Origin of the sequence: Pseudomonas pisciculturae, assembly GCF_015461805.1 — a bacterium.
In the GTDB taxonomy this organism is placed as follows: domain Bacteria; phylum Pseudomonadota; class Gammaproteobacteria; order Pseudomonadales; family Pseudomonadaceae; genus Aquipseudomonas; species Aquipseudomonas pisciculturae.
The window spans coordinates 1,149,270-1,168,977 of the sequence record NZ_JACVZE010000001.1; the positions used below are offsets into that span (position 1 = coordinate 1,149,270).

The window sequence follows — 19,708 nt, forward strand, 5'->3', positions numbered from 1 at the left end:
ACCCCCATGCTCAATAACGATCGCCTGCTGGTGCAAATCCTGCTGCTGGTGCTGTTTGGTGCCAGCTTCTGGGTGATGGCGCCGTTCTGGTCGGCGCTGTTCTGGGGCGCGGTGCTGGCGTTTGCCAGTTGGCCGCTGATGCGACTGCTCACCCGCGCGCTGGGTGGCCGCGAATCCCTGGCCGCCGGCATCCTCACCCTGGGCTGGATGTTGTTGGTAGCAGTCCCCTTGGTGTGGCTGGGGTTTAACCTGGCGGACCACGTACGCGATGCCGTGGCGCTGATCAAGGATATTCAGGTCGATGGCCTGCCCCACTCGCCCACTTGGCTGGGGTCGATCCCTATTGTCGGCGACCGCCTGGTCGCGATGTGGGACAGCATCGACCAGCAGGGTGCGGCATTGATGGTGACGTTAAAACCCTATCTGGGTCAGGTGGGCAATTGGTTACTGGCGCGCAGCGCACAGATCGGCGGCGGCATCCTTGAGCTGACCCTGAGCCTGGTGTTCGTGTTTTTCTTCTATCGGGACGGCCCGCGCCTGGCGATGTTTGTGCACCGTCTGCTGGAGCGCTTGATCGGCGAACGTGCCGGCTACTACATCGAATTGGTGGCAGGCACTGTGCAACGAGTGGTCAACGGCGTGATTGGCACAGCCGCCGCCCAGGCGCTGCTGGCGCTGATTGGCTTCCTGATCGCCGGTGTGCCGGGGGCGCTAGTACTGGGGATCGTCACCTTCCTGCTCAGCCTGATCCCCATGGGCCCGCCGTTGGTGTGGATCCCGGCCACGGCGTGGCTGGCCTGGAAAGGCGACTACACCTACGCGGTGTTCCTTGGTGTCTGGGGCACGTTCATCATCAGCGGCGTCGACAACGTGTTAAAGCCCTACCTGATCAGCCGGGGTGGCAACCTGCCGCTGGTGATCGTGTTGCTCGGGGTATTTGGCGGGTTGATTGCCTTTGGCTTCATAGGCCTGTTTATTGGCCCGACGTTGCTGGCGGTGGCGTATAGCTTGTTGATGGATTGGAGTGCGACCCAAGCGCAAGGTCGCCGAGAAGACAAATCGATCTAACTGAAAGGGCGTTATCCATGTGGGAGCGGGCTTGCTCCCGATAGCAGAGTGTCAGGCATCGAATGCTTTGACTGATACACCGCTATCGGGAGCAAGCCCCCTCTCACATTTGACCTGTGTTTGCTTTCTAGGCCCTTGGTAGCCACAAGACCGCCGTCAGCCCACCGCCTGGCGTTTCTTCCAAGGTTAGACGCCCGCCCAGGCGCTCAACCGCCTCCTTGGAAATCGTCATCCCCAACCCAACGCCACCGGAATTGCGGTTACGCGAGCCTTCCAGCCGATAAAATGGCTCGAACACCGTCTCGCGCATATCCGCAGCAATGCCGGGGCCGTGGTCGATCACGCGAATCACCAGCGCTTCACGGCTGTCTTGCAGCTCCACACGCGCAGTGCCTGCGTAACGCAACGCGTTGTCGATCAGGTTGTTGAGGGCTGACCGCAAGGCCATCGGCTGTACCTGCAAGGGCGCGCAGGTGCCGGCGAATTGCACATCAGAGCCCTGGTCCTGGGCGTTTTCGCTCATCGACTCCACCAGCGCCTGCACGTCCAGCCAATGTCGGGTTTCGCTGGTGCGTTGCTCGTGCAGATAGCTCAACGTGGCGTCGAGCATGGCGATCATGTCGTTCAGGTCTTGGCGCATCTGACCTTGCAGCCGGGTGTCTTCGATCTGTTCCAGGCGCAATTTGAGGCGTGACAGCGGGGTGCGCAGGTCATGGGAGACCGCGCCCAGCATGCGTGCACGTTGGCTGACCTGCTCGCGGATGCGTCTCTGCATCAGGTTGAAGGTGTACGCCGCTTGCCGAGCCTCCCGTGGGCCAGACTCGTCCAAGGGCGGGCTGTCGAGGTCCAGGCTCAGTTGCTCGGCGGCATCGCTCAGGCGCTGGATCGGCCGGCTTAACAGCTTGGCACCGTACCAGGCGGCGATGATCAGCGAGATGAACTGGAACGTCAGCGGCACCAGCGGGCCGCCGAACCAAGGGCGATGGCGTTCCTTGTTGAGCGGCACCATGGTGCCGTCCGGCTGCTCTACAAAGGTTTCCTGGGGCGGCGGTGGCGGAGGGCCGTAATAGCGGAACCAGGAAATCGCTAGCACATGGGCCAGCACGATGCCCACCAGCAACACGCCAAACAGCCGACCGAACAGCGTGTTGAAGGGGGCACGCATCAGCCTATGTCTCGGGCGTCGAATAGATAGCCTTCGCCCCGCACGGTCTTGATCAACTGCGGAGCCTTGGGGTCGTCCCCCAGTTTTTGCCGCAAGCGCGACACCAGCAAGTCGATGCTGCGATCGAAGGCCTCGATGGAGCGCCCTCGGGCAGCGTCCAGCAATTGTTCACGGCTCAGCACCCGGCGCGGGCGTTCGATAAATACCCACAACAGGCGGAACTCGGCGTTGGACAGCGGCACCACCAGGCCATCGTCGGCCACCAGCTGGCGCAGTACGCTGTTGAGGCGCCAGTTGTCGAAGCGGATATTGGCACGCTGTTCGGTGCGATCATCGCGCACACGGCGCAGGATGGTTTGGATACGGGCCACCAGTTCACGCGGCTCGAACGGCTTGGACATGTAGTCGTCGGCGCCCAGTTCCAGGCCGATGATGCGGTCGGTGGGTTCGCAGCGGGCGGTGAGCATCAGGATCGGGATGTCCGATTCCGAACGCAGCCACCGGCACAGCGACAGACCGTCTTCGCCCGGCAGCATCAGGTCAAGCACCACCACGTCAAAGGTTTCGGCCTGCATGGCCTGGCGCATCGCGGTGCCATCGGTCACGCCGGTGGCGAGAATATTGAAACGCGCCAGGTAATCGATCAGCAGCTCGCGAATCGGCACATCGTCATCGACGATCAGTGCGCGGGTGTTCCAGCGTTTGTCGTCGGCGATCACCGCGCTTTTGTGCTCGTCATTCGGCGGGACGGAAGGGGTATGCATAGTGCGATCATCTGCCTGGTTGTTGCGGTCAGCATAGGCGCCCAGCCACATGGCTGGAAGTGCTGGTCGGTGGGTCGTGCGAGCGAGCCTAGCCGTGGGGCGTGTTGGGGGCATGTCGTGAATGTATCAGCTTTGAAATATATGGCTAAAATGCCCGCGCGAGGGCGGTTGGTCAGTATTTACCGATCATCGGATCCCGCAACGGCGCTGCTTGCGCTACAATCCGCGCCGATTTCGACTTGCCTGAGAGCCCATTCCAATGTCCGTCTGCCAGACTCCTATCATCGTCGCCCTGGATTACCCCACTCGTGACGCCGCACTGAAGCTGGCTGACCAGTTGGACCCCAAGCTTTGCCGGGTCAAGGTCGGCAAGGAACTGTTCACCAGCTGCGCCGCAGAAATCGTCGGCACCCTGCGTGACAAAGGCTTCGAGGTGTTCCTCGATCTTAAATTCCACGATATTCCCAACACCACCGCCATGGCCGTGAAGGCCGCCGCCGAAATGGGCGTGTGGATGGTCAACGTGCACTGCTCCGGCGGCCTGCGCATGATGACCGCCTGCCGCGAAGTGCTGGAACAGCGCAGCGGCCCCAAGCCTTTGTTGATCGGCGTGACCGTGCTGACCAGCATGGAGCGCGAAGACCTGGCCGGTATCGGCCTGGACATCGAGCCTCAAGAGCAAGTGCTGCGCCTGGCCGCCCTGGCCCAGAAAGCCGGTTTGGATGGCCTGGTGTGTTCGGCCTTGGAAGCCCAGGCGTTGAAGACGGCGCATCCGTCGTTGCAACTGGTGACCCCGGGCATTCGCCCTGCGGGCAGCGCACAGGATGACCAGCGCCGTATCCTCACGCCGCGTCAGGCTTTGGATGCGGGTTCGGACTACCTGGTGATTGGTCGCCCGATCAGCCAGGCGGCGGACCCTGCGAAGGCGTTGGCGGCGGTAGTTGCCGAGATCGCCTGATCTCTAAAGTAAACACAGTTCCAAATGTGGGAGGGGCGGTGCGACGATTCGACTTGCCCCCGATTACGGTGTGTCAGCCAGCTTATTTTTAGCTGATGCACCGCCATCGGGGGCAAGTCGAATCGTCGCACCGCCCCTCCCACATTTAGATCACCCATCACCAGATAGATTTGGGGTGTGTCAGCTGACCTTCAGCACCAACTTCCCAAAGTTCTCCCCGTTGAACAGCTTCATCAACGTCTCCGGGAACGTCTCCAGCCCCTCCACGATATCTTCCTTGCTCTTGAGCTTGCCCTGAGCCATCCAGCCGCCCATCTCTTGCCCGGCGGCGGCAAAGTTCGCGGCGTGGTCCATCACCACAAAACCTTCCATGCGTGCACGATTGACCAGCAGTGACAAATAGTTGGCCGGGCCTTTCACGGCTTCCTTATTGTTGTACTGGCTGATTGCGCCGCAGATTACTACCCGTGCTTTCAACGCCAGGCGGCTAAGTACCGCGTCGAGAATATCGCCGCCGACGTTGTCGAAATACACATCCACGCCTTTAGGGCACTCGCGCTTGAGGGCGGCGGGTACGTCTTCGTTTTTGTAGTCGATGGCGGCGTCAAAACCCAGCTCGTCCACCAGGAACTTGCACTTGTCGGCGCCGCCGGCAATGCCTACCACACGGCAGCCTTTGATCTTGGCGATCTGCCCGGCAATGCTGCCCACCGCGCCCGCCGCGCCGGAGATCACCACGGTTTCGCCGGCTTTGGGTGCGCCGGTGTCCAACAGGGCGAAGTAGGCCGTCATGCCGGTCATGCCCAAGGCGGACAGATAACGCGGCAACGGCGCCAATTTCGGATCGACTTTGTAGAAGCCTCGCGGTTCACCCAGGAAATAATCCTGTACGCCCAGGGCGCCATTCACGTAGTCCCCGACCGCGAATTTTGGGTTATTCGACGCGACCACCTTACCTACGCCCAGTGCGCGCATTACTTCACCGATGCCGACCGGTGGGATGTAGGACTTGCCTTCATTCATCCAGCCGCGCATGGCCGGGTCCAGCGACAGGTATTCATTGCGCACCAGCACCTGTCCGTCCTGAGGCGTGCCCACGGGCACTTCCTGGTAGGTGAAGGTTTCCCGCGTGGCGGCGCCGACCGGGCGTTTGGCGAGCAGGAATTGGCGGTTGGTCTGGGCGGTCATGGCAGGGACTCTTCTGGAAATGAACCTAGAGTGATAGACCTTCAGTGCCTTTGAGGCAAGACCGGCTTCAGGTGCGAATGCAGGCTGATAGGCGCTGCCAATAGTGCTGACGCGCTTATCACGGTGTTGGTTAGACTCGCCCTACGGTTACCTTCCCTACAGGACATCCCTCCATGAGCATGACGTTTTCCGGCCAGGTTGCCCTGGTCACTGGCGCCGCCGCCGGTATTGGCCGCGCCACCGCGCTGGCGTTCGCCGCCGAAGGTTTGAAGGTTGTGGTTGCCGACCTGGACGTGGCCGGCGGTGAGGGCACCGTGGCGCTGATCCAGCAGGGCGGTGGTGATGCGTTGTTTGTGCGTTGCAACGTCACCGTGGACGCGGATGTGCAGCAGTTGATGGCTCAGACCATCGCTGCTTATGGCCGCCTGGACTACGCCTTCAACAACGCCGGGATCGAGATCGAGAAAGGCAAGTTGGCCGACGGCACGTTGGACGAGTTCGACGCGATCATGGGCGTCAACGTCAAAGGCGTCTGGTTGTGCATGAAATATCAATTGCCGCTGCTGCTGGCCCAAGGGGGAGGGGCAATTGTCAACACTGCGTCGGTGGCGGGTTTGGGGGCTGCGCCGAAGATGAGCATCTATGCAGCCTCTAAGCACGCGGTGATCGGCCTGACCAAATCGGCAGCCATCGAATATGCGAAGAAGAGCATCCGCGTCAACGCAGTCTGCCCGGCGGTGATCGATACCGATATGTTCCGGCGCGCCTATGAAGCCGACCCGCGCAAGGCAGATTTCGCTGCCGCCATGCACCCGGTAGGGCGCATCGGCAAAGTCGAAGAGATCGCCAGCGCGGTGCTGTACCTGTGTAGCGATGGGGCGGCATTTACCACTGGGCAGGCCTTGGCGGTAGACGGTGGCGCTACGGCGATCTAAGAACTTTCGCCGCCCTCTATTCGAAAAGGTTTGGGGGGCTGTGAGGTTTTTCCTCGACTGGCGAAGTGCCTTGTCAGAATGTGTATCACTAGGTAAATAACTCAATAAAATCAATACTTTAATAAATTTTAGCCGCCGGTGTTTTTGGGCTTCTGTGCTTAACTGTTTTGGGTTGAATAACAGACAGTGAAGTGAGTGGCTCATGGATTTAGGGATCGATCGACAAGCCCTTGTACCGGTGGTGCAGCAAATCGTCAGCGCGGTGGCGCAGTGGATTCGCAAGAGCGGGGCAAGCCCCGGGACTCGCCTGCCGTCCATCCGGCAATTGGCCCTGGATAACCTGCTTAGCCAGTCCAGCGTGATCGAAGCCTGCGAGCGCATGGTCGCCCAAGGCGTGCTGGTGTCCAAGCAGGGCTCGGGGTTTGTGGTGGCTCAGCCGCCCGTGTTGAACGAAGGTCAATGGTATGAAGGCGCGGAGCAGGGGTGGGGCGTCTTTGTCGATAACCCGTTGGGAGAGTTGAAGTTGGGTTGTGGCTGGCTGCCGGATGCCTGGCGCGAAAGCGACGACATCAGTTATGCCATCCGCGAAGTCACCCGTACCGACACGGCCGGTTTGTTCAACTACAGCACGCCCTTGGGGCTGCCCGCGCTGCGTGAGCAGTTGCTCAAGCGCCTTACCCGGCTTCATATTCCTTCCAGCCTCGAACGCATCCTTACTACGGCAGGTGCCAGCCATGCCCAGGACTTGTTGATCCGTATGCTGCTTAAGCCCGGCGATTGCGTGGTCGTGGAAACCCCGGGCTACGGCAACCTCTATCGGCAACTGGCTTTTCAGGGCGTGACCTTGCTGGAAGTGCCCCGCACCCGTGGCGGCCCGGACATTCCGACGCTGGAAGCGCTGCTGCAACAGCATCGGCCCAAGTGCCTGTTTATCAACAGCCTGTATCACAACCCCACCGGCACCAGCCTGTGTCGTGGCGTGGCCGAGCGCCTGCTCGATCTCGCTCACCGCAAGAACTTCCTGATCATCGAAGAAGACGTGCTGGGCGACCTGCAACATGCCAGTTGCACCCGGCTTTCTGCCATGCCCCACGATGACCGGGTGATCTATATCGCGAGCTTCTCCAAAACCCTGAGCAGTGCGTTACGGGTGGGCTACCTCAGCGCCAGCAAGGCAATCGTCGCGCAATTGGCCAGCCTCAAAACCCTGACCGGTTTCGGCACCTCAAGGTTTGCCGAGGCGGTGGTCGCGACCCTGCTGGCCAACGGCACCTACCGCAAGTGGGTGCAGCGCCTGCGCAAGCGCTTGAGCAGCGAAATGGCCGACACGTTGCAAGTGCTGGAGGATGAGGAGTGGGAGGTGTTTGCTGTGCCGGCGGGCGGCATGTTCCTCTGGGCTCGACCTAGGGCAGCGAGCGCCTCGCGATTGTCGGCGTGTGCCCAGCGGCTGGGCGTGTTGTTGTCGCCCGGGGCGCTGTTCAGCCCGAACGCTGAACACAGTGACTGGCTGCGCATCAATGTGGCCTATGCCTGCGATCAGCGGGCGCAGGCATTGTTCCGTGACCTGGGCCCCGCCAGATCGACCTCGACCATTCTGAAAACGACGAGCATGTAGCTTTTTGCCATTATTGTGGCGCCAACGTCTTGTGTTCAGTGCCTTGCGGTTGCCAATCTGGCTGCTGGTAAATCGGGCTTGATGGCATCTGCCATTGCAAGAGGACTCAAGTGCAATGATTTCGGCCGTGCAACGACGTTTCGCCAACCTGGGTATGGCAAAAAAACTGAGCCTGGGTTTTGCCCTGGTCCTGCTGCTCACGGCCTTGGTGGCGGCCATAGGTGTGTGGTCCCTGCAAACCGTTGCCCAGCGCTTCGAAGGCTTGAACGCCATGTCGTCGCTCAACAGCGGTTTGCTCAAGGTGCGCCTGATCGAGCAGGACTACGCACTGCATGCTGACCCCAAGGCCGTCGACGCCCTACACGAAAGCGTCGACGCCTTGACGGCTCTGGCGACCCGCCTCAAAGCGCAGTCGGCAGCCAATGAGCCAGTGATGAGCGAGGTCGAGCAGGCCCTGGCCGCCTATCGCAAGGCCTTCGATGAGTTCGTCGAGCTGACCCAGACCAAAGACCTGGCGCTGGAAATGGCCAGTTGGTCGGTGTCCAGCGTCGCCAATAACCTCGACGTGTTGCAGGCCGGGCTGGCGGACGACGGTGGCTATGGCCTCAAGGAAAGCCAAGGCAAGGAGGGCGCCGAGTTTATCGAGCAGGCGGGGCAGGTGAGTCAGGTTTCGCGCCTGATGCTGCAAGCGATGAACGAAGCTCGGGTGCGTCTGGACCAGAGCCGCAGGGTGAGCGAAGACGAGGCCGAACAAGGCAAGATCGAGCAGGCGGACCAGGCTTTGGCCCAGGTCGAACAGTTGAAAACCTCGGTCAAGGACCCCGGCTATCAGACGGTGCTGAATGAGGTCTCTGGGCATATCGCCGCCTTCAGCGAAAAGCTGGGCGAATACACCGGCTTGCTGGCCCAGGAAAAGGTGGTCTACAAACAGCTCAATGATCGGGCGGCCCAGGTGGTCAGCCGTGTCAACCTGGCCTACGACGCCGAAGACCAGTCGATGCAGGCACAATTGAAGAAAAGCACACTGCTGATTATCGGCTCGTCGGCGCTGGCCCTGCTAGTCGGGTTGATTGCGGCCTGGGTGATCACCCGTTTGATCGTCACGCCGCTGCGCAGTGTCATTGCAGTGGCCCAGCAGATTGCTGCCGGCGACCTGAGCGGGCGGATGGAGGTCAGTCGCCGCGATGAAATCGGTCAACTGATGCAGGCGATGCAACAGATGGGCAATGGCCTTAGCCAGATGGTCAGCGGTTTGCAGGCGGGTATCGAACAGTTGGCCAGTTCTGCGCATTCGCTGTCCAGCGTGACCGAGCAGACCAATGTCGAAGTCAGCAGCCAGAAGGAAGAAACCGAGCAGGTGGCCACGGCAATGAACCAGATGACCGCCACGGTGCACGACGTGGCGCGCAATGCCGAAGAGGCTGCGCAGGCCGCGCAGACGGCGGACGACAAAGTTGATAGCGGCCAGCAGGTGGTACGTCAGAGTTTGCAGCGTATCGAGCAGCTTGCGACGTCGAGCACCAGCGCGAGCGCCAGTATCGAAAGCCTCAGCGCGGAGATCCAGAATATCGGCACCGTGCTGGGTGTGATCAAAAGCGTGGCCGAACAGACCAACTTGCTGGCCCTCAACGCCGCCATTGAGGCCGCCCGCGCCGGTGAACAGGGGCGTGGCTTTGCGGTGGTGGCCGATGAGGTGCGGGCATTGGCCAAGCGCACCCAGCAGTCCACGGAAGAAATCGAGCGGCTGGTCAGTACCTTGCGCAGTGCCGCGCAATCTTCGGTGCAGCAGATCCAGCAAAGTGGCGAGTTGGTGAAGCTGGCGGTCAGTGATGCGCTGGAGACTGAAAGCGCCTTGGGCAGCATTGCCGTGGCAGTGTCATTGATTCAGCAGATGAACCAACAGATTGCGGCGGCGGCCGAGCAGCAAAGCTCAGTGGCCGAAGAGATCAACCGCAGTGTCACCAGCATTCGCGCCAGCGCCGATCAGTCGGCGTTGAGCATGCAGGGCAATGCCGCGTCGAGTATCCAGTTGGCGCAATTGGGCACGGAACTCAAAGGCATGGTGGGGCACTTCCGCCTTTGACCGCCGCCCGCGCGCAGCGACCAAGGGGCAGGGCGATCAGGCGTTGTTGGCGAGAAAGGTCAGCAGCGCCTCGTTGACGTACTCCGGGTTTTCGCGCGCACTGATATGACCGGCTTCTGGAATCAGGATCAGGCTGCAACCGATCAGATCGGCCATTTGCTGGGCTTCGGCGGGTGGCCGGGGCTTGTCGTGTTCGCCGCACATGACCTGAGTCGTGTCGGCGTCCAGGCGCGACAGTTGTTGCAGTACATCCTCACGGCTGAAAATCAGCCTACCCAGCGGCACGATGCTGTCGAGCAGACGTTCGCGCGAATGCGCTTGCAGCGACGCCCGAAAGTCCTGGTACAGCGCCGATTCGCGGTCGATGCCCGGGCGAAAGAAGATCGGTGCGATTACATCCAGCAGCGCCTCAGGGATGGCGCCGGCGTCTTCGATCATCTTGAACAGCGAGAAATAGTACTGGCGCGTGGCTTCGGGCTCGGCGCCGAGGTAGGTGTCCATCAGTACCAGGCTGTTGACGCGTTGCGGTGCCCGCAGCGCCAAGCGTGCGCCCCACATGCCGCCCACCGACAGCCCCACCAGGTTGATCTGCTTGATGTCCAGGTGGTCCAGCAGGGCGAGGGCCTGGCGCGCCAGGTCGTCGAGGGAGCGGGTGTGTGCAGGCAGCGGCCCCGATTCGCCATGGCCCCATAGTTCCGGGACGATCACGCGGTACTGCTGCGACAGGGCTTCAATCTGTGGCGCCCACATCTCGAAGCCCCACAGGTAGCTGGACCCCAGCAGGACGACGGGGCCGGTGCCCTGGTCGAGATAGTGCAGCGGTTGTCCATCAATGACGGCGACAGGCATGGCGGGCCTCTGACTTCATGGAGTGAGGGGCATTTTTTACGCTAGTCGTGGGCGGGGGGATAGATGCAAAGTGATGGCATGTGGCGAACAGGGTTCGCCACAGGGGGAGGGCGTGATCAGTCGTAGATGACTTTCTTTTTCCACTCGGCGTCGGTGTCGGCCTCTTTCAGGCCTTCGGTCAATTCATTGACCTCGTCTTCGGCGGGCTTGCTGTTGGTCAGCACCGTGGAGTTGGCGCGGGCCAGTTGCGCTTCGAGGTGTTGCAGTTGTGCGCTGTAGACCACCGGCTCCGGCTGTTTGCGCAGGTATTGCACGCCACGTTCGAACGCCAGGCGCGCCTGGCCGGGTTGGCCTTGCTGCAGGGCGTGCTGGCCGAGGTTGTTGAAGAACTCGATGTGCAGCAGTACCAGGATATGTCGAATCTCTTTGATCCAGTGCTTGGCCTCGTTGGCCGGCAGGAAGCCGTCCTGGGCTGCACGGGTAACCTGGCCATGCAAGGCTTCGAGCAAAAAGCGCACGTCCTTGGCCTTGGCTTCGGTCTGGATCGGAGCAGGTGGGTTGTTCACCGGGATCGATTCGCCCTGGGCGACCTGGGCAGTCAACTCGATGATGCGGGCCTTGATCGGGGCACTGGTCTTATTGAGGTTGAGCAAGCGCTGATTGACATTGAGCTCCAGGCGCGTCAGCAACAATTTAAGCGCCGGGGTCATCAATTGGCCGGGGAAGGTCTCGGTGATTTCACCGCAACGGCGCAGCCGATCATTGAGCTCGATCTCGGTGCGTTTCTTCTCCAGCTTGTTGTTTTCCACCACGTGGTTCATGTAGCCAATGGCGATCAGTATTACGATCCCGGCTATTACCAGCAGGGTGATCATGAGTGGTGTCACCGGTGTGACCTCTTTATAGGGTTTGCTGTGGAGTGTAGTGACTGGGCCATCCGGCGGATAGGGCTGATCGACCAGTTGCTCAGGTAGATGCTTCTATATAGGTAATCGTTCCATGAGTAGATGCACATTGCCATCATTTGCCGGCGGCAACTATAACGCCTTGTCGAGCGCCAGAATATAGGCGCCAAGGCCCAGACGGGCAGAATCCCCATACAGGCCGGTAAAGCAGGGGGAAGTCATTGATTTTAATAAATTTATCCTTGGGGGTTGACGACCTCCCAATCCATCCATAGAATGCGCGCCACTTAAAGCGTAAAGCACACAGCGAAACGCGGCGAGTAGTGAATGTTGTACGTGTGTCCCCTTCGTCTAGTGGCCTAGGACACCGCCCTTTCACGGCGGTAACAGGGGTTCGAGTCCCCTAGGGGACGCCATATGCGGGAATAGCTCAGTTGGTAGAGCACGACCTTGCCAAGGTCGGGGTCGCGAGTTCGAGTCTCGTTTCCCGCTCCAAGTTTAAGCAGTGTGGCTCTCGGGCGGCACTGAGTGAAACCAGGGCAGAATCTTCGGATTTAACCTCTGGGCACTGGAATACACACCATGTGTTTCAGTAGCGTGTCCCCTTCGTCTAGTGGCCTAGGACACCGCCCTTTCACGGCGGTAACAGGGGTTCGAGTCCCCTAGGGGACGCCATTTGCGGGAATAGCTCAGTTGGTAGAGCACGACCTTGCCAAGGTCGGGGTCGCGAGTTCGAGTCTCGTTTCCCGCTCCATATTCAACAAAAACGCCGATCAGAGATGATCGGCGTTTTTGTTTGTCTGCGATTTGTGCCGGGTAAAAAAAGCCCGCCATCACGGCGGGCTCATTCTGCTATCAGAGTTTAGGCAGTTGGCCGATGCGCCCCATCATTTCGGTCACAATTTGCAGGTCCAGCAAGAACTGGTCGACCGTCTTGAACTCATTGTCGGTGTGCCCGGTGTATTTCACCTCCGGGCGCGCGAGGCCGAACTGCACGCCATTGGGCAATTCATGCACCGAGGTCGCGCCGGCCGAGGTGCCGAACTTGTGCTCCATCCCCAGGTTCTCACTGGCCACAGCCAGCAGCGCTTTCACCCATTCACCTTCCGGGTTGCGGTACATCGGCTCGGCCACCGAGTAGGTGAAGTCCACTGCTACCTTGGTTTTCTTGTCCCAGGCGCTCAGCTTCTCGGCGATCTCTGCCTTGAGCTTTTCCGGCGATTTGCCCTTCGGCACCCGCAGGTTCACAGCCAGCTTGAAGGCCTTGTCATCAAGCCCCACAAACGTCAGCGAAGTGGTCAGCGGCCCCATGAACTCATCGGAGAAGCCCACGCCCAACTTGCCGCCCAGGTAATCCAGGCCCCAATTGTCGGCCGCATAGCGCGCGGCGTCGGTGATGTGGTTGTGCTTGAGCGCGATTTTGCCGTCAATGCTGTGGATCAGCTCCAGCATGCGCGCCACCGGGTTGATGCCCGACTCAGGTTCGGATGAGTGCGCCGAAACGCCCGTCACCGTCAGCTTGACCTCTTTGCCGACCACCTTGGCTGCCACTTCGAAATCGCCGCCGTGGCTTTTGACGTATTGCGCCCCGGCCTTTTGCAGGCTGGCGGCCAGCTCGGCGGGTTTGTCGCTGACAAAGGTCGCTACCGAGGCGGACGGAATCTGGTTGGTGGCCATGCCGCCGGTCATCGAAATGATTTCTGCGCCTTTGCCGTCACCCTTGCGCCGCGGGAACGTAGCCATCACCGTGCCGTAGCCTTTCTCGGCAATCACCACCGGGTAGCCGCCGTCCAGCGCCAGGTTGTACTGGGGCGTCGGGTTCTTTTCGAAGTAATAGGGGATCGCGTCGCCAGAGGTTTCTTCGGTGGTGTCCACCAACAGTTTGAAGTTGCGCGCCAGTGGCAGCTTTTCTTCCTTGATCACTTTCATGGCATACATCGCCACCACGATACCGTTCTTGTCATCCTCGGTTCCCCGGCCGTACATGCGGTCGCCGATCAACGTGACCTTGAACGGGTCAAGCTGGGTGCCATCCTTGAGCACCCAATTCTCCGGCGTCACCGGCACCACGTCGGCGTGGGCGTGGATGCCGACGACTTCATCGCCGCTGCCTTCCAGCGAAATTTCGTACACACGGTTATCGATGTTGCGGAAAGTCAGGTTGAAGGCTTTGGCCAGGTCCTGGATCTTGCCGGCGATCTTGATAAATTCCGGGTTTTTGTACTGGGGGACGCCGTCTACGTTGAACGTTGGGATTTCCACCAGCTCACGCAGGGTTTCGGTGGCGGCTTTGCCGTACTTCACGCGCGTATAGATACCGAGCAGGCGATTGATCTCGTTCTGCTGGTCGGCACTCAGGGTTTTGTTGTCGAGAAAGGCCTTGATCGCCGGGCCCACGTCGCTGGCTTTACCCAGGTCGCCCTTGCCCAGGGCACCAAGGAAACCACGGAAGTCGCTGACGGATGTTTCGTTGAAACGCTTGAGAATGGTCGCGCTTTGGTCTGGGGTGATATTGGCAAATGCAGGTGCGGTGATGGCCGAAAGGCTTGCGGCGAACAGAGTCGCAGCCGCCAGTTGCTTAAGTGGGAAGTGCATTGCTGGAGCATTCCTTTGCAGGTAATAAGTAGGAAGTTTCTGACCGAATCGTCAGAAACATTTTCACACACTACCATTAGTCAGGTGCGCGTCGTCAATGCTGGCGCGCGGTGCTATGCGCAGATTTCGTAGCGCACCGACAGCGCCCCTTTTTTCTCCGACAACGCCAAAATTGTCACCTGGCCCAACTCGCTCAACGCTTGCACATGTGTGCCGCCGCAAGCGTAGGCGGGCAGTTCGCCGAAGCCGACTTCGCGGGTGCCGTCCTCCAGCGTCATCTGGCGTGGGTAGTCGGCGGCGATCCATTGGTTGACCTGCTGTTGAATGGCGTCGGCGTCGATGGTTTGCGCCGCTTCACCACGGATAAAAGTGATCTTTCCTTCCCCGGGCCAGTGATGGGCCTTGATCGGCATCCAGCCCAGGGTTTCGCCGACATTGCCGATCAAGTGCCCGGCAGAATGCAGGCGGGTATGCAGGGCGCGCCGCTGCTCATCAACGCGTGCGGTGATCGGGCCTGGCGTTACGGGTTGATCGACGTAGTGCACCACCCGATCGGCCTCTTGGGTGACCCGTACGACTTGGCTGTCGCCCAGCCAGCCGGTATCGAACGGTTGCCCACCACCTTGGGGGTGGAAGATCGTCGATTGCAACGTGACGGCGAATAAACCTTCGTGGGGGGCGCAATTGAGCACTTCCAATTCGGCAGTCAGGTGGTCGTGGGTGAAAAACAGGCGCTCGGTCATTATCTACATCCGCATCAGGGTTCTGCGGGCAGTATAAATAGTGCATGGATGGGTGATAATCGGCTCAATTATCAATGGACCTGTGCGTCATGAGCATCAATCTTCCTTTGCCACTGCTGGGCGAAATGGCGACGTTTGTCAAAGTAGTGGAAACCGGCAGCTTTTCGCAGGCTGCCCGGCAGATGGGCGCTTCGCCTTCCGCGGTGAGCCGCAGCATCTCGCGCCTGGAAAAGGCCCTCGCCACGCGCCTGTTACAACGCACCACGCGCAAACTGCGCCTGAGCGAGGGCGGTGAGGAGGTGTTCAAGCGTTGCCAGGAGATGGTCAATGCGGCGCGCTCGGTGATGGAGATCAGCGGCCAGTTCACCCATGAAGCTGAAGGCCTGGTGCGGGTCAGTGTGCCAAAGGCTGTGGGGCGCTTTGTGATCCATCCCCATATGCCGGAGTTCCTGCGGCGTTATCCCAAGGTGGATGTGCAGCTGATTCTTGAGGATCGGCCGGTGGATTTGATCGATGACAACCTGGACTTGATCCTGCGCATTTCCGACAGCCCGCCGCCAGGGCTGGTTGGGCGGCCGTTGTTTCCCATCGAGCATTTGCTGTGCGCGACACCGCAGTACCTGGCCGAGCACGGCACGCCCGAGCACCCTAATGATTTGTTAAACCACAGCTGTATTTACCTGGGGGAAACCCCGGCGGATGCTCGCTGGAAATTCCGCCAGGCCGGCAAGACCGTCACGGTCGGCGTGCGCGGGCGGTATGCGGCGAATCACACCGGGGTGCGGCTGGATGCGGTGTTGCAGCACGTAGGGATTGGCAGCTTGCCGTACTTCACGGCGCGCCATGCGCTGGAGGCGGGGGAGGTGGTGCAGGTGTTGGGGCAGTGGGATTTTATTGCGTCGTACCATGGCGAGGTGTGGTTGTTGCATTCGCCGACGCGGTACTTGCCACCGAAGTTGCGGGTGTTTATCGATTATTTGGTGGAGTGCATGGCCAGGGAGCCGACATTGCGCCAGCGGTAGGAATGCGGTGCAAATGTGGGAGGGGGCTTGCCCCCTCCCACATTTAGATCCACAGTGTCCGTCAGGATCAGTGCTTGCTCTGGTCATCCGGCATGGCCAGCAGCTGCTTTTCCTGGTTCCAGTCGAAGGGTTCGTCGTTTTGTTCAGCTTCGAAGCGACGTTCTTCCAGAGCCTGGTACAGGTCCAGCTCTTCGTCGGGCATGAAGTGCAGGCAGTCACCGCCAAAGAACCACAGCAGGTCGCGCGGCACCAGGTGGGCAATTTGCGGGTAACGCAGGATGACCTGACTCATCAGGTCCTGGCCCAGGTACTGGCTTTCGATCGGGTCGATAGGCAGCAGGGCGCGCAATTCGTCGAAACGCTCCAGGAACAGCAAATGGCTTTCCTCGGGAACCTGTTCGGCTTCGCCGACGGCAACCAGGATGCTGCGCAGGTGGTCGAGCAAGACGAGATGATCGGCAACGACGTTGGACACGAGATAAGTCCTCTAAAGCAAAAACGGGCGCGAGAGTATATAGCTCACGCGCCCGTTTTTATACGACCGCTGGGATCAGCGGATTTTACCCTCGGTATGGGCCAGCTCGTCCTTGCTGAAATCATCCACGTCGATCACCTTGCGCCGCGCTGCTTCGGCATCACGAAGGGTTTGCGCTTCGGCCGGTTGCAGCACGCCGGCCTGTAGTGCCGCATCGATGGCGTGCTCGCCGGCCGCCGGTTTGACCTGGCCGCTCTTGAGCGCGACATGCAGTTTTTTCTGCAGCGGATGGCTGGCACCCAGCAAGTCGTAGGCATGTTGCAGGGCGCCTACCGGATCTTCGGCCGATTGCGGGCGGTAGCAGCCAGCCAGCAGCTCTTCCAGGGTAGGGTCGCCTTTGGCACGGCCGATCACCGCAGCCACTTCGGCATCCAGTGCGTCGGACGGCCCGGTGTGGCGACGACCGAACGGGAACACGATCACCCGTAGCAGGCAGCCCAGCACTTTGTTCGGGAAGTTGCTCAGCAGCTCGTCCAGCGCACGTTCGGATTGGCCGAGGCTTTCTTCCATGGCCCAGGCAAACAGCGGCTCCAGGTGGTCTGGAGAATCAAGGTCGTGATAACGCTTGAGCGCTGCAGAGGCCAGGTACATGTGGCTCAGCACATCCCCCAGGCGTGCCGACAAGCGTTCGCGGCGCTTCAACTCACCGCCCAGCAGCATCATGCTCAGGTCGGCCAGCAGGGCGAACGCCGCCGCCTGGCGGTTCAGCGCACGGAAGTAACCCTGGCTCAGGCGATTGCCCGGCGCTTTTTCGAAGTGGCCCACGCCCAGGTTCAATACCAGCGTGCTGGCAGCGTTGCTCACGGCAAAACCAATGTGCTGCATCAGCAGCCCATCGAATTCCTTGAGCGCCTGGTCATGGTCTTCACGCCCGGCCAGGGCCATTTCCTTGAGTACGAACGGATGGCAGCGAATGGCGCCCTGACCGAAGATCATCAGGTTGCGCGACAGGATATTCGCGCCTTCCACCGTAATGAAGATCGGCGCACCCTGCCAGCTACGGCCCAGGTAGTTGTTGGGGCCCATGATAATGCCCTTGCCGCCGTGCACATCCATGGCGTGGCTGATGCACTCGCGGCCGCGTTCGGTGAGGTGATACTTGAGGATCGCCGACAGCACCGAGGGTTTCTCCCCCAGGTCCACTGCGTTGGCGGTGAGCATGCGCGCGCTGTCCATCAGCCAGGCATTGCCGCCGATGCGCGCCAAGGCTTCCTGAATACCCTCGAAAGCAGACAGCGGCACGTTGAACTGCTCGCGCACCTGGGCGTACTGGCCGGTCACCAGGCTGGTGAACTTGGCCGCGCCAGTGCCCACCGCAGGCAGGGAGATAGAACGGCCTACCGACAGGCAGTTCATCAGCATCATCCAGCCCTTGCCGAGCATTTCCTGGCCGCCGATCAGGAACTCCAGCGGGATGAACACATCCTTGCCGGAGTTGGGGCCGTTCATGAACGCAGCGCCCAAGGGCAGGTGGCGGCGGCCGATTTCGACGCCAGGGGTGTCGGTGGGGATCAGCGCCAGGCTGATGCCCAGGTCTTCCACATCGCCCAGCAGGTGGTCGGGGTCATGGGCCTTGAAGGCCAGGCCCAGCAGCGTCGCGACCGGGCCGAGGGTGATGTAGCGTTTTTCCCAGTTCAGGCGCAGGCCGAGGGTTTCCTTACCTTCCCATTCGCCTTTGCAGATCACGCCGGTGTCGGGCATGGCGCCGGCGTCTGAGCCGGCCAAGGGGCCGGTGAGGGCAAAGCACGGGATGTCATCGCCACGGGCCAGGCGCGGCAGGTAGTGGTTACGTTGTTCGTCGGTGCCGTAATGCAGCAGCAGCTCGGCCGGGCCGAGGGAGTTGGGCACCATCACGGTGGAGGCCAAATCGCCGCTACGGGTGGCGAGTTTCATTGCGACCTGAGAGTGGGCGTAGGCCGAGAAACCCTTGCCGCCATATTCCTTGGGGATGATCAGCGCGAAGAAGCCGTGGGTCTTGATGTGCTCCCATGCGGCGGGCGGCAGGTCCATGGCCTGGCCGATTTCCCAATCGCTGACCATCGCACAGAGTTCTTCGGTAGGGCCGTCGATGAAAGCCTGTTCTTCTTCGGTCAGTTTCACCTTGGGGTACGCGAGCAGCTTGTCCCAGTCCGGGCGACCGCTGAACAGTTCGCCGTCCCACCAGACGGTGCCAGCATCGATGGCGTCGCGCTCGGTTTCTGACATCGGCGGCAAGACTTTCTGGAACCAGCTGAACAGCGGCTTGGTGAAGTACTGGCGGCGCAGATCCGGCAGTAGCAGGGGCGCTGCGACAGCGGCCAGCAGCACCCAGAAGATCACCAGCAACAGGCCCGGCGCGTGGCTCCAGACGCCCATCGCCAGCAGGTAGACGGCGACCACGCCCAAGGCGGGCAGGGGGGCGACGCGGCGGTGCGCCAGGTAGGCAATGCCGAGCACCAGAACCAGTATCCACAACAACAGCATATTCAATCCTCCGTGAAACCAAGGGCGAAACCACCCAGGAGCTTAGTCGGCATCCGAACAAGCGGGTGGTCAGGGTGTTACGAGATTTGGCTGATTCGTCGTTATCGGCGCGCCCGGCCTGTGGTTAGACTCCAGGCTTCCTTCGGAGATAACGCTCATGGATACGTACTTGCGTCCCAGCCGCTTCATCGATAGTGACCACCCTGCGGTGGTGGAGTTCGCCGAAAAACACCGCGGTCCCAGCGCGGCCCCGCGTGACCAGGCAGTCAGTCTTTATTACGCCGTCCGTGAGGCGATTCGCTACAACCCTTACACCTTCAGTCGTGACCCAGGTACCTTGAGCGCCAGCTTTGCCCTGGCGGCCGGTGAAAGCTATTGCGTGCCCAAGGCCACCTTGCTCGCCGCTTGCGCTCGGCACTGCGGCATCCCGGCGCGTATCGGCCTGGCGGATGTACGTAATCATTTATCGACGCCACGCCTGATCACCTTGCTCAAAAGCGATGTGTTTGCCATGCACGGGTACACCGAGCTGTATCTGGATGGGCGTTGGGTCAAGGCCACTCCGGCGTTCAATCAGCAACTGTGCGAGCTGTTTGATGTGCCGCCTTTGGAATTCGACGGGATCAACGACAGCGTTTTCCACGCGTTCAACCGCCAAGGCCAGCGATCGATGGAGTACGTGGTGGATCATGGGCAATTTCCTGACGTGCCCGAAGCGTTTTTCTTCGAGCATATCCGCCAGTGTTACCCGCATCTGTTCGCCGAAGACATGCCCGAATTACTGGGTGATATGCACACCGATTTAAGCCGAGCCTGAACC

Annotated in this window: 16 protein-coding genes, 4 tRNA genes and 1 pseudogene; 12 read left to right on the forward strand and 9 right to left on the reverse strand. The window is 60.7% G+C overall.

All coding sequences use genetic code 11. The features are described from left to right. Window positions 1-6: 6 nt before the first annotated feature. A complete protein-coding gene (locus ICY20_RS05255) occupies window positions 7-1,068 on the forward strand; it encodes an AI-2E family transporter (RefSeq protein WP_194937054.1) in 1,062 nt (353 codons plus the stop codon). 127 nt (window positions 1,069-1,195) lie between these two features. On the opposite strand, the gene ICY20_RS05260 is transcribed toward ICY20_RS05255, so the two are convergent. Continuing rightward, on the reverse strand, window positions 1,196-2,233 hold the full coding sequence (locus tag ICY20_RS05260; protein WP_194937055.1) for a sensor histidine kinase: 1,038 nt from the start codon (window positions 2,231-2,233) through the stop codon (window positions 1,196-1,198). Beyond that, the gene (locus ICY20_RS05265) at window positions 2,233-2,997 is read right to left on the reverse strand and encodes a response regulator (protein WP_194937056.1); all 765 of its coding nucleotides are present in this window, start codon (window positions 2,995-2,997) and stop codon (window positions 2,233-2,235) included. The genes ICY20_RS05260 and ICY20_RS05265 overlap by 1 nt, the downstream gene beginning before the upstream one ends. Before the next feature lie 259 nt (window positions 2,998-3,256). Here ICY20_RS05265 and pyrF point away from each other — a divergent pair, with 259 nt between their 5' ends. Next, complete coding sequence (pyrF, locus tag ICY20_RS05270; RefSeq protein WP_017734306.1) at window positions 3,257-3,955, forward strand: orotidine-5'-phosphate decarboxylase; 699 nt, start codon at window positions 3,257-3,259, stop codon at window positions 3,953-3,955. A gap of 180 nt (window positions 3,956-4,135) precedes the next feature. Here pyrF and ICY20_RS05275 read toward each other — a convergent pair whose 3' ends face one another. Continuing rightward, complete coding sequence (locus ICY20_RS05275; RefSeq protein ID WP_194937057.1) at window positions 4,136-5,143, reverse strand: NADP-dependent oxidoreductase; 1,008 nt, start codon at window positions 5,141-5,143, stop codon at window positions 4,136-4,138. A 173-nt stretch (window positions 5,144-5,316) separates the two neighbouring features. Between ICY20_RS05275 and ICY20_RS05280 the strand changes: the two genes are divergently transcribed. From ICY20_RS05280 to ICY20_RS28375, 4 genes and pseudogenes are all read left to right on the forward strand, one after another. Next, on the forward strand, window positions 5,317-6,078 hold the full coding sequence (locus ICY20_RS05280) for an SDR family oxidoreductase (RefSeq protein WP_159958331.1): 762 nt from the start codon (window positions 5,317-5,319) through the stop codon (window positions 6,076-6,078). A 202-nt stretch (window positions 6,079-6,280) separates the two neighbouring features. After that, a complete protein-coding gene (locus tag ICY20_RS05285) occupies window positions 6,281-7,693 on the forward strand; it encodes an aminotransferase-like domain-containing protein (protein ID WP_194937058.1) in 1,413 nt (470 codons plus the stop codon). A gap of 997 nt (window positions 7,694-8,690) precedes the next feature. Beyond that, window positions 8,691-8,918, forward strand: a pseudogene (locus ICY20_RS28370) (HAMP domain-containing protein); the annotation flags it as partial. A gap of 15 nt (window positions 8,919-8,933) precedes the next feature. Continuing rightward, window positions 8,934-9,776: a methyl-accepting chemotaxis protein gene (locus tag ICY20_RS28375; protein WP_407692616.1), complete on the forward strand. Its 843-nt coding sequence runs from the start codon at window positions 8,934-8,936 to the stop codon at window positions 9,774-9,776. A gap of 36 nt (window positions 9,777-9,812) precedes the next feature. On the opposite strand, the gene ICY20_RS05295 is transcribed toward ICY20_RS28375, so the two are convergent. Further along, complete coding sequence (locus ICY20_RS05295) at window positions 9,813-10,625, reverse strand: alpha/beta fold hydrolase (RefSeq protein ID WP_194937060.1); 813 nt, start codon at window positions 10,623-10,625, stop codon at window positions 9,813-9,815. Window positions 10,626-10,741: 116 nt separating this feature from the next. Further along, complete coding sequence (locus tag ICY20_RS05300) at window positions 10,742-11,500, reverse strand: hypothetical protein (protein WP_194937061.1); 759 nt, start codon at window positions 11,498-11,500, stop codon at window positions 10,742-10,744. 370 nt (window positions 11,501-11,870) lie between these two features. Here ICY20_RS05300 and ICY20_RS05305 point away from each other — a divergent pair. The 4 genes from ICY20_RS05305 to ICY20_RS05320 all read left to right on the forward strand — a co-directional run bounded on the left by ICY20_RS05305 (window position 11,871) and on the right by ICY20_RS05320 (window position 12,284). Next, window positions 11,871-11,946, forward strand: a tRNA-Glu gene (locus ICY20_RS05305). A gap of 3 nt (window positions 11,947-11,949) precedes the next feature. Continuing rightward, window positions 11,950-12,025, forward strand: a tRNA-Gly gene (locus tag ICY20_RS05310). Window positions 12,026-12,129: 104 nt separating this feature from the next. After that, window positions 12,130-12,205, forward strand: a tRNA-Glu gene (locus ICY20_RS05315). 3 nt (window positions 12,206-12,208) lie between these two features. Next, a tRNA-Gly gene (locus ICY20_RS05320) sits at window positions 12,209-12,284 on the forward strand. Window positions 12,285-12,385: 101 nt separating this feature from the next. On the opposite strand, the gene ICY20_RS05325 is transcribed toward ICY20_RS05320, so the two are convergent. Both ICY20_RS05325 and ICY20_RS05330 read right to left on the reverse strand, forming a co-directional pair. Next, window positions 12,386-14,125 (reverse strand): dipeptidase, encoded by a 1,740-nt coding sequence (locus ICY20_RS05325; protein WP_194937062.1) that lies wholly within the window; start codon window positions 14,123-14,125, stop codon window positions 12,386-12,388. Between the two features lie 113 nt (window positions 14,126-14,238). Further along, window positions 14,239-14,868, reverse strand: coding sequence for an alanyl-tRNA editing protein (locus tag ICY20_RS05330; RefSeq protein ID WP_159958343.1), 630 nt, complete (start codon window positions 14,866-14,868; stop codon window positions 14,239-14,241). Between the two features lie 89 nt (window positions 14,869-14,957). Between ICY20_RS05330 and ICY20_RS05335 the strand changes: the two genes are divergently transcribed. Further along, window positions 14,958-15,890: a LysR family transcriptional regulator gene (locus tag ICY20_RS05335; RefSeq protein ID WP_159958345.1), complete on the forward strand. Its 933-nt coding sequence runs from the start codon at window positions 14,958-14,960 to the stop codon at window positions 15,888-15,890. Window positions 15,891-15,957: 67 nt separating this feature from the next. On the opposite strand, the gene ICY20_RS05340 is transcribed toward ICY20_RS05335, so the two are convergent. After that, entirely contained in the window at window positions 15,958-16,365 is a 408-nt protein-coding gene (locus ICY20_RS05340) for a PA2817 family protein (RefSeq protein ID WP_194937063.1), read from the reverse strand. A gap of 75 nt (window positions 16,366-16,440) precedes the next feature. After that, window positions 16,441-18,888 (reverse strand): acyl-CoA dehydrogenase, encoded by a 2,448-nt coding sequence (locus tag ICY20_RS05345; protein ID WP_159958349.1) that lies wholly within the window; start codon window positions 18,886-18,888, stop codon window positions 16,441-16,443. Window positions 18,889-19,045: 157 nt separating this feature from the next. Here ICY20_RS05345 and ICY20_RS05350 point away from each other — a divergent pair, with 157 nt between their 5' ends. Continuing rightward, the gene (locus ICY20_RS05350) at window positions 19,046-19,705 is read left to right on the forward strand and encodes a transglutaminase-like domain-containing protein (protein WP_194937064.1); all 660 of its coding nucleotides are present in this window, start codon (window positions 19,046-19,048) and stop codon (window positions 19,703-19,705) included. Window positions 19,706-19,708 lie beyond the last annotated feature (3 nt).

Excerpts from the sequence above, each read along its gene's own strand:
- ICY20_RS05330 (WP_159958343.1), bottom strand. The coding sequence starts at position 14,868 with ATGACCGAGCGCCTGTTTTTCACCCACGACCACCTGACTGCCGAATTG.
- ICY20_RS05280 (WP_159958331.1), top strand. The coding sequence starts at position 5,317 with ATGAGCATGACGTTTTCCGGCCAGGTTGCCCTGGTCACTGGCGCCGCC.
- pyrF (WP_017734306.1), top strand. The coding sequence starts at position 3,257 with ATGTCCGTCTGCCAGACTCCTATCATCGTCGCCCTGGATTACCCCACT.
- ICY20_RS05300 (WP_194937061.1), bottom strand. The coding sequence starts at position 11,500 with ATGATCACCCTGCTGGTAATAGCCGGGATCGTAATACTGATCGCCATT.
- ICY20_RS05285 (WP_194937058.1), top strand. The coding sequence starts at position 6,281 with ATGGATTTAGGGATCGATCGACAAGCCCTTGTACCGGTGGTGCAGCAA.
- ICY20_RS05260 (WP_194937055.1), bottom strand. The coding sequence starts at position 2,233 with ATGCGTGCCCCCTTCAACACGCTGTTCGGTCGGCTGTTTGGCGTGTTG.
- ICY20_RS05275 (WP_194937057.1), bottom strand. The coding sequence starts at position 5,143 with ATGACCGCCCAGACCAACCGCCAATTCCTGCTCGCCAAACGCCCGGTC.
- ICY20_RS05325 (WP_194937062.1), bottom strand. The coding sequence starts at position 14,125 with ATGCACTTCCCACTTAAGCAACTGGCGGCTGCGACTCTGTTCGCCGCA.
- ICY20_RS05335 (WP_159958345.1), top strand. The coding sequence starts at position 14,958 with ATGAGCATCAATCTTCCTTTGCCACTGCTGGGCGAAATGGCGACGTTT.
- ICY20_RS05350 (WP_194937064.1), top strand. The coding sequence starts at position 19,046 with ATGGATACGTACTTGCGTCCCAGCCGCTTCATCGATAGTGACCACCCT.
- ICY20_RS05255 (WP_194937054.1), top strand. The coding sequence starts at position 7 with ATGCTCAATAACGATCGCCTGCTGGTGCAAATCCTGCTGCTGGTGCTG.
- ICY20_RS05345 (WP_159958349.1), bottom strand. The coding sequence starts at position 18,888 with ATGCTGTTGTTGTGGATACTGGTTCTGGTGCTCGGCATTGCCTACCTG.
- ICY20_RS05265 (WP_194937056.1), bottom strand. The coding sequence starts at position 2,997 with ATGCATACCCCTTCCGTCCCGCCGAATGACGAGCACAAAAGCGCGGTG.
- ICY20_RS28375 (WP_407692616.1), top strand. The coding sequence starts at position 8,934 with ATGGTCAGCGGTTTGCAGGCGGGTATCGAACAGTTGGCCAGTTCTGCG.
- ICY20_RS05295 (WP_194937060.1), bottom strand. The coding sequence starts at position 10,625 with ATGCCTGTCGCCGTCATTGATGGACAACCGCTGCACTATCTCGACCAG.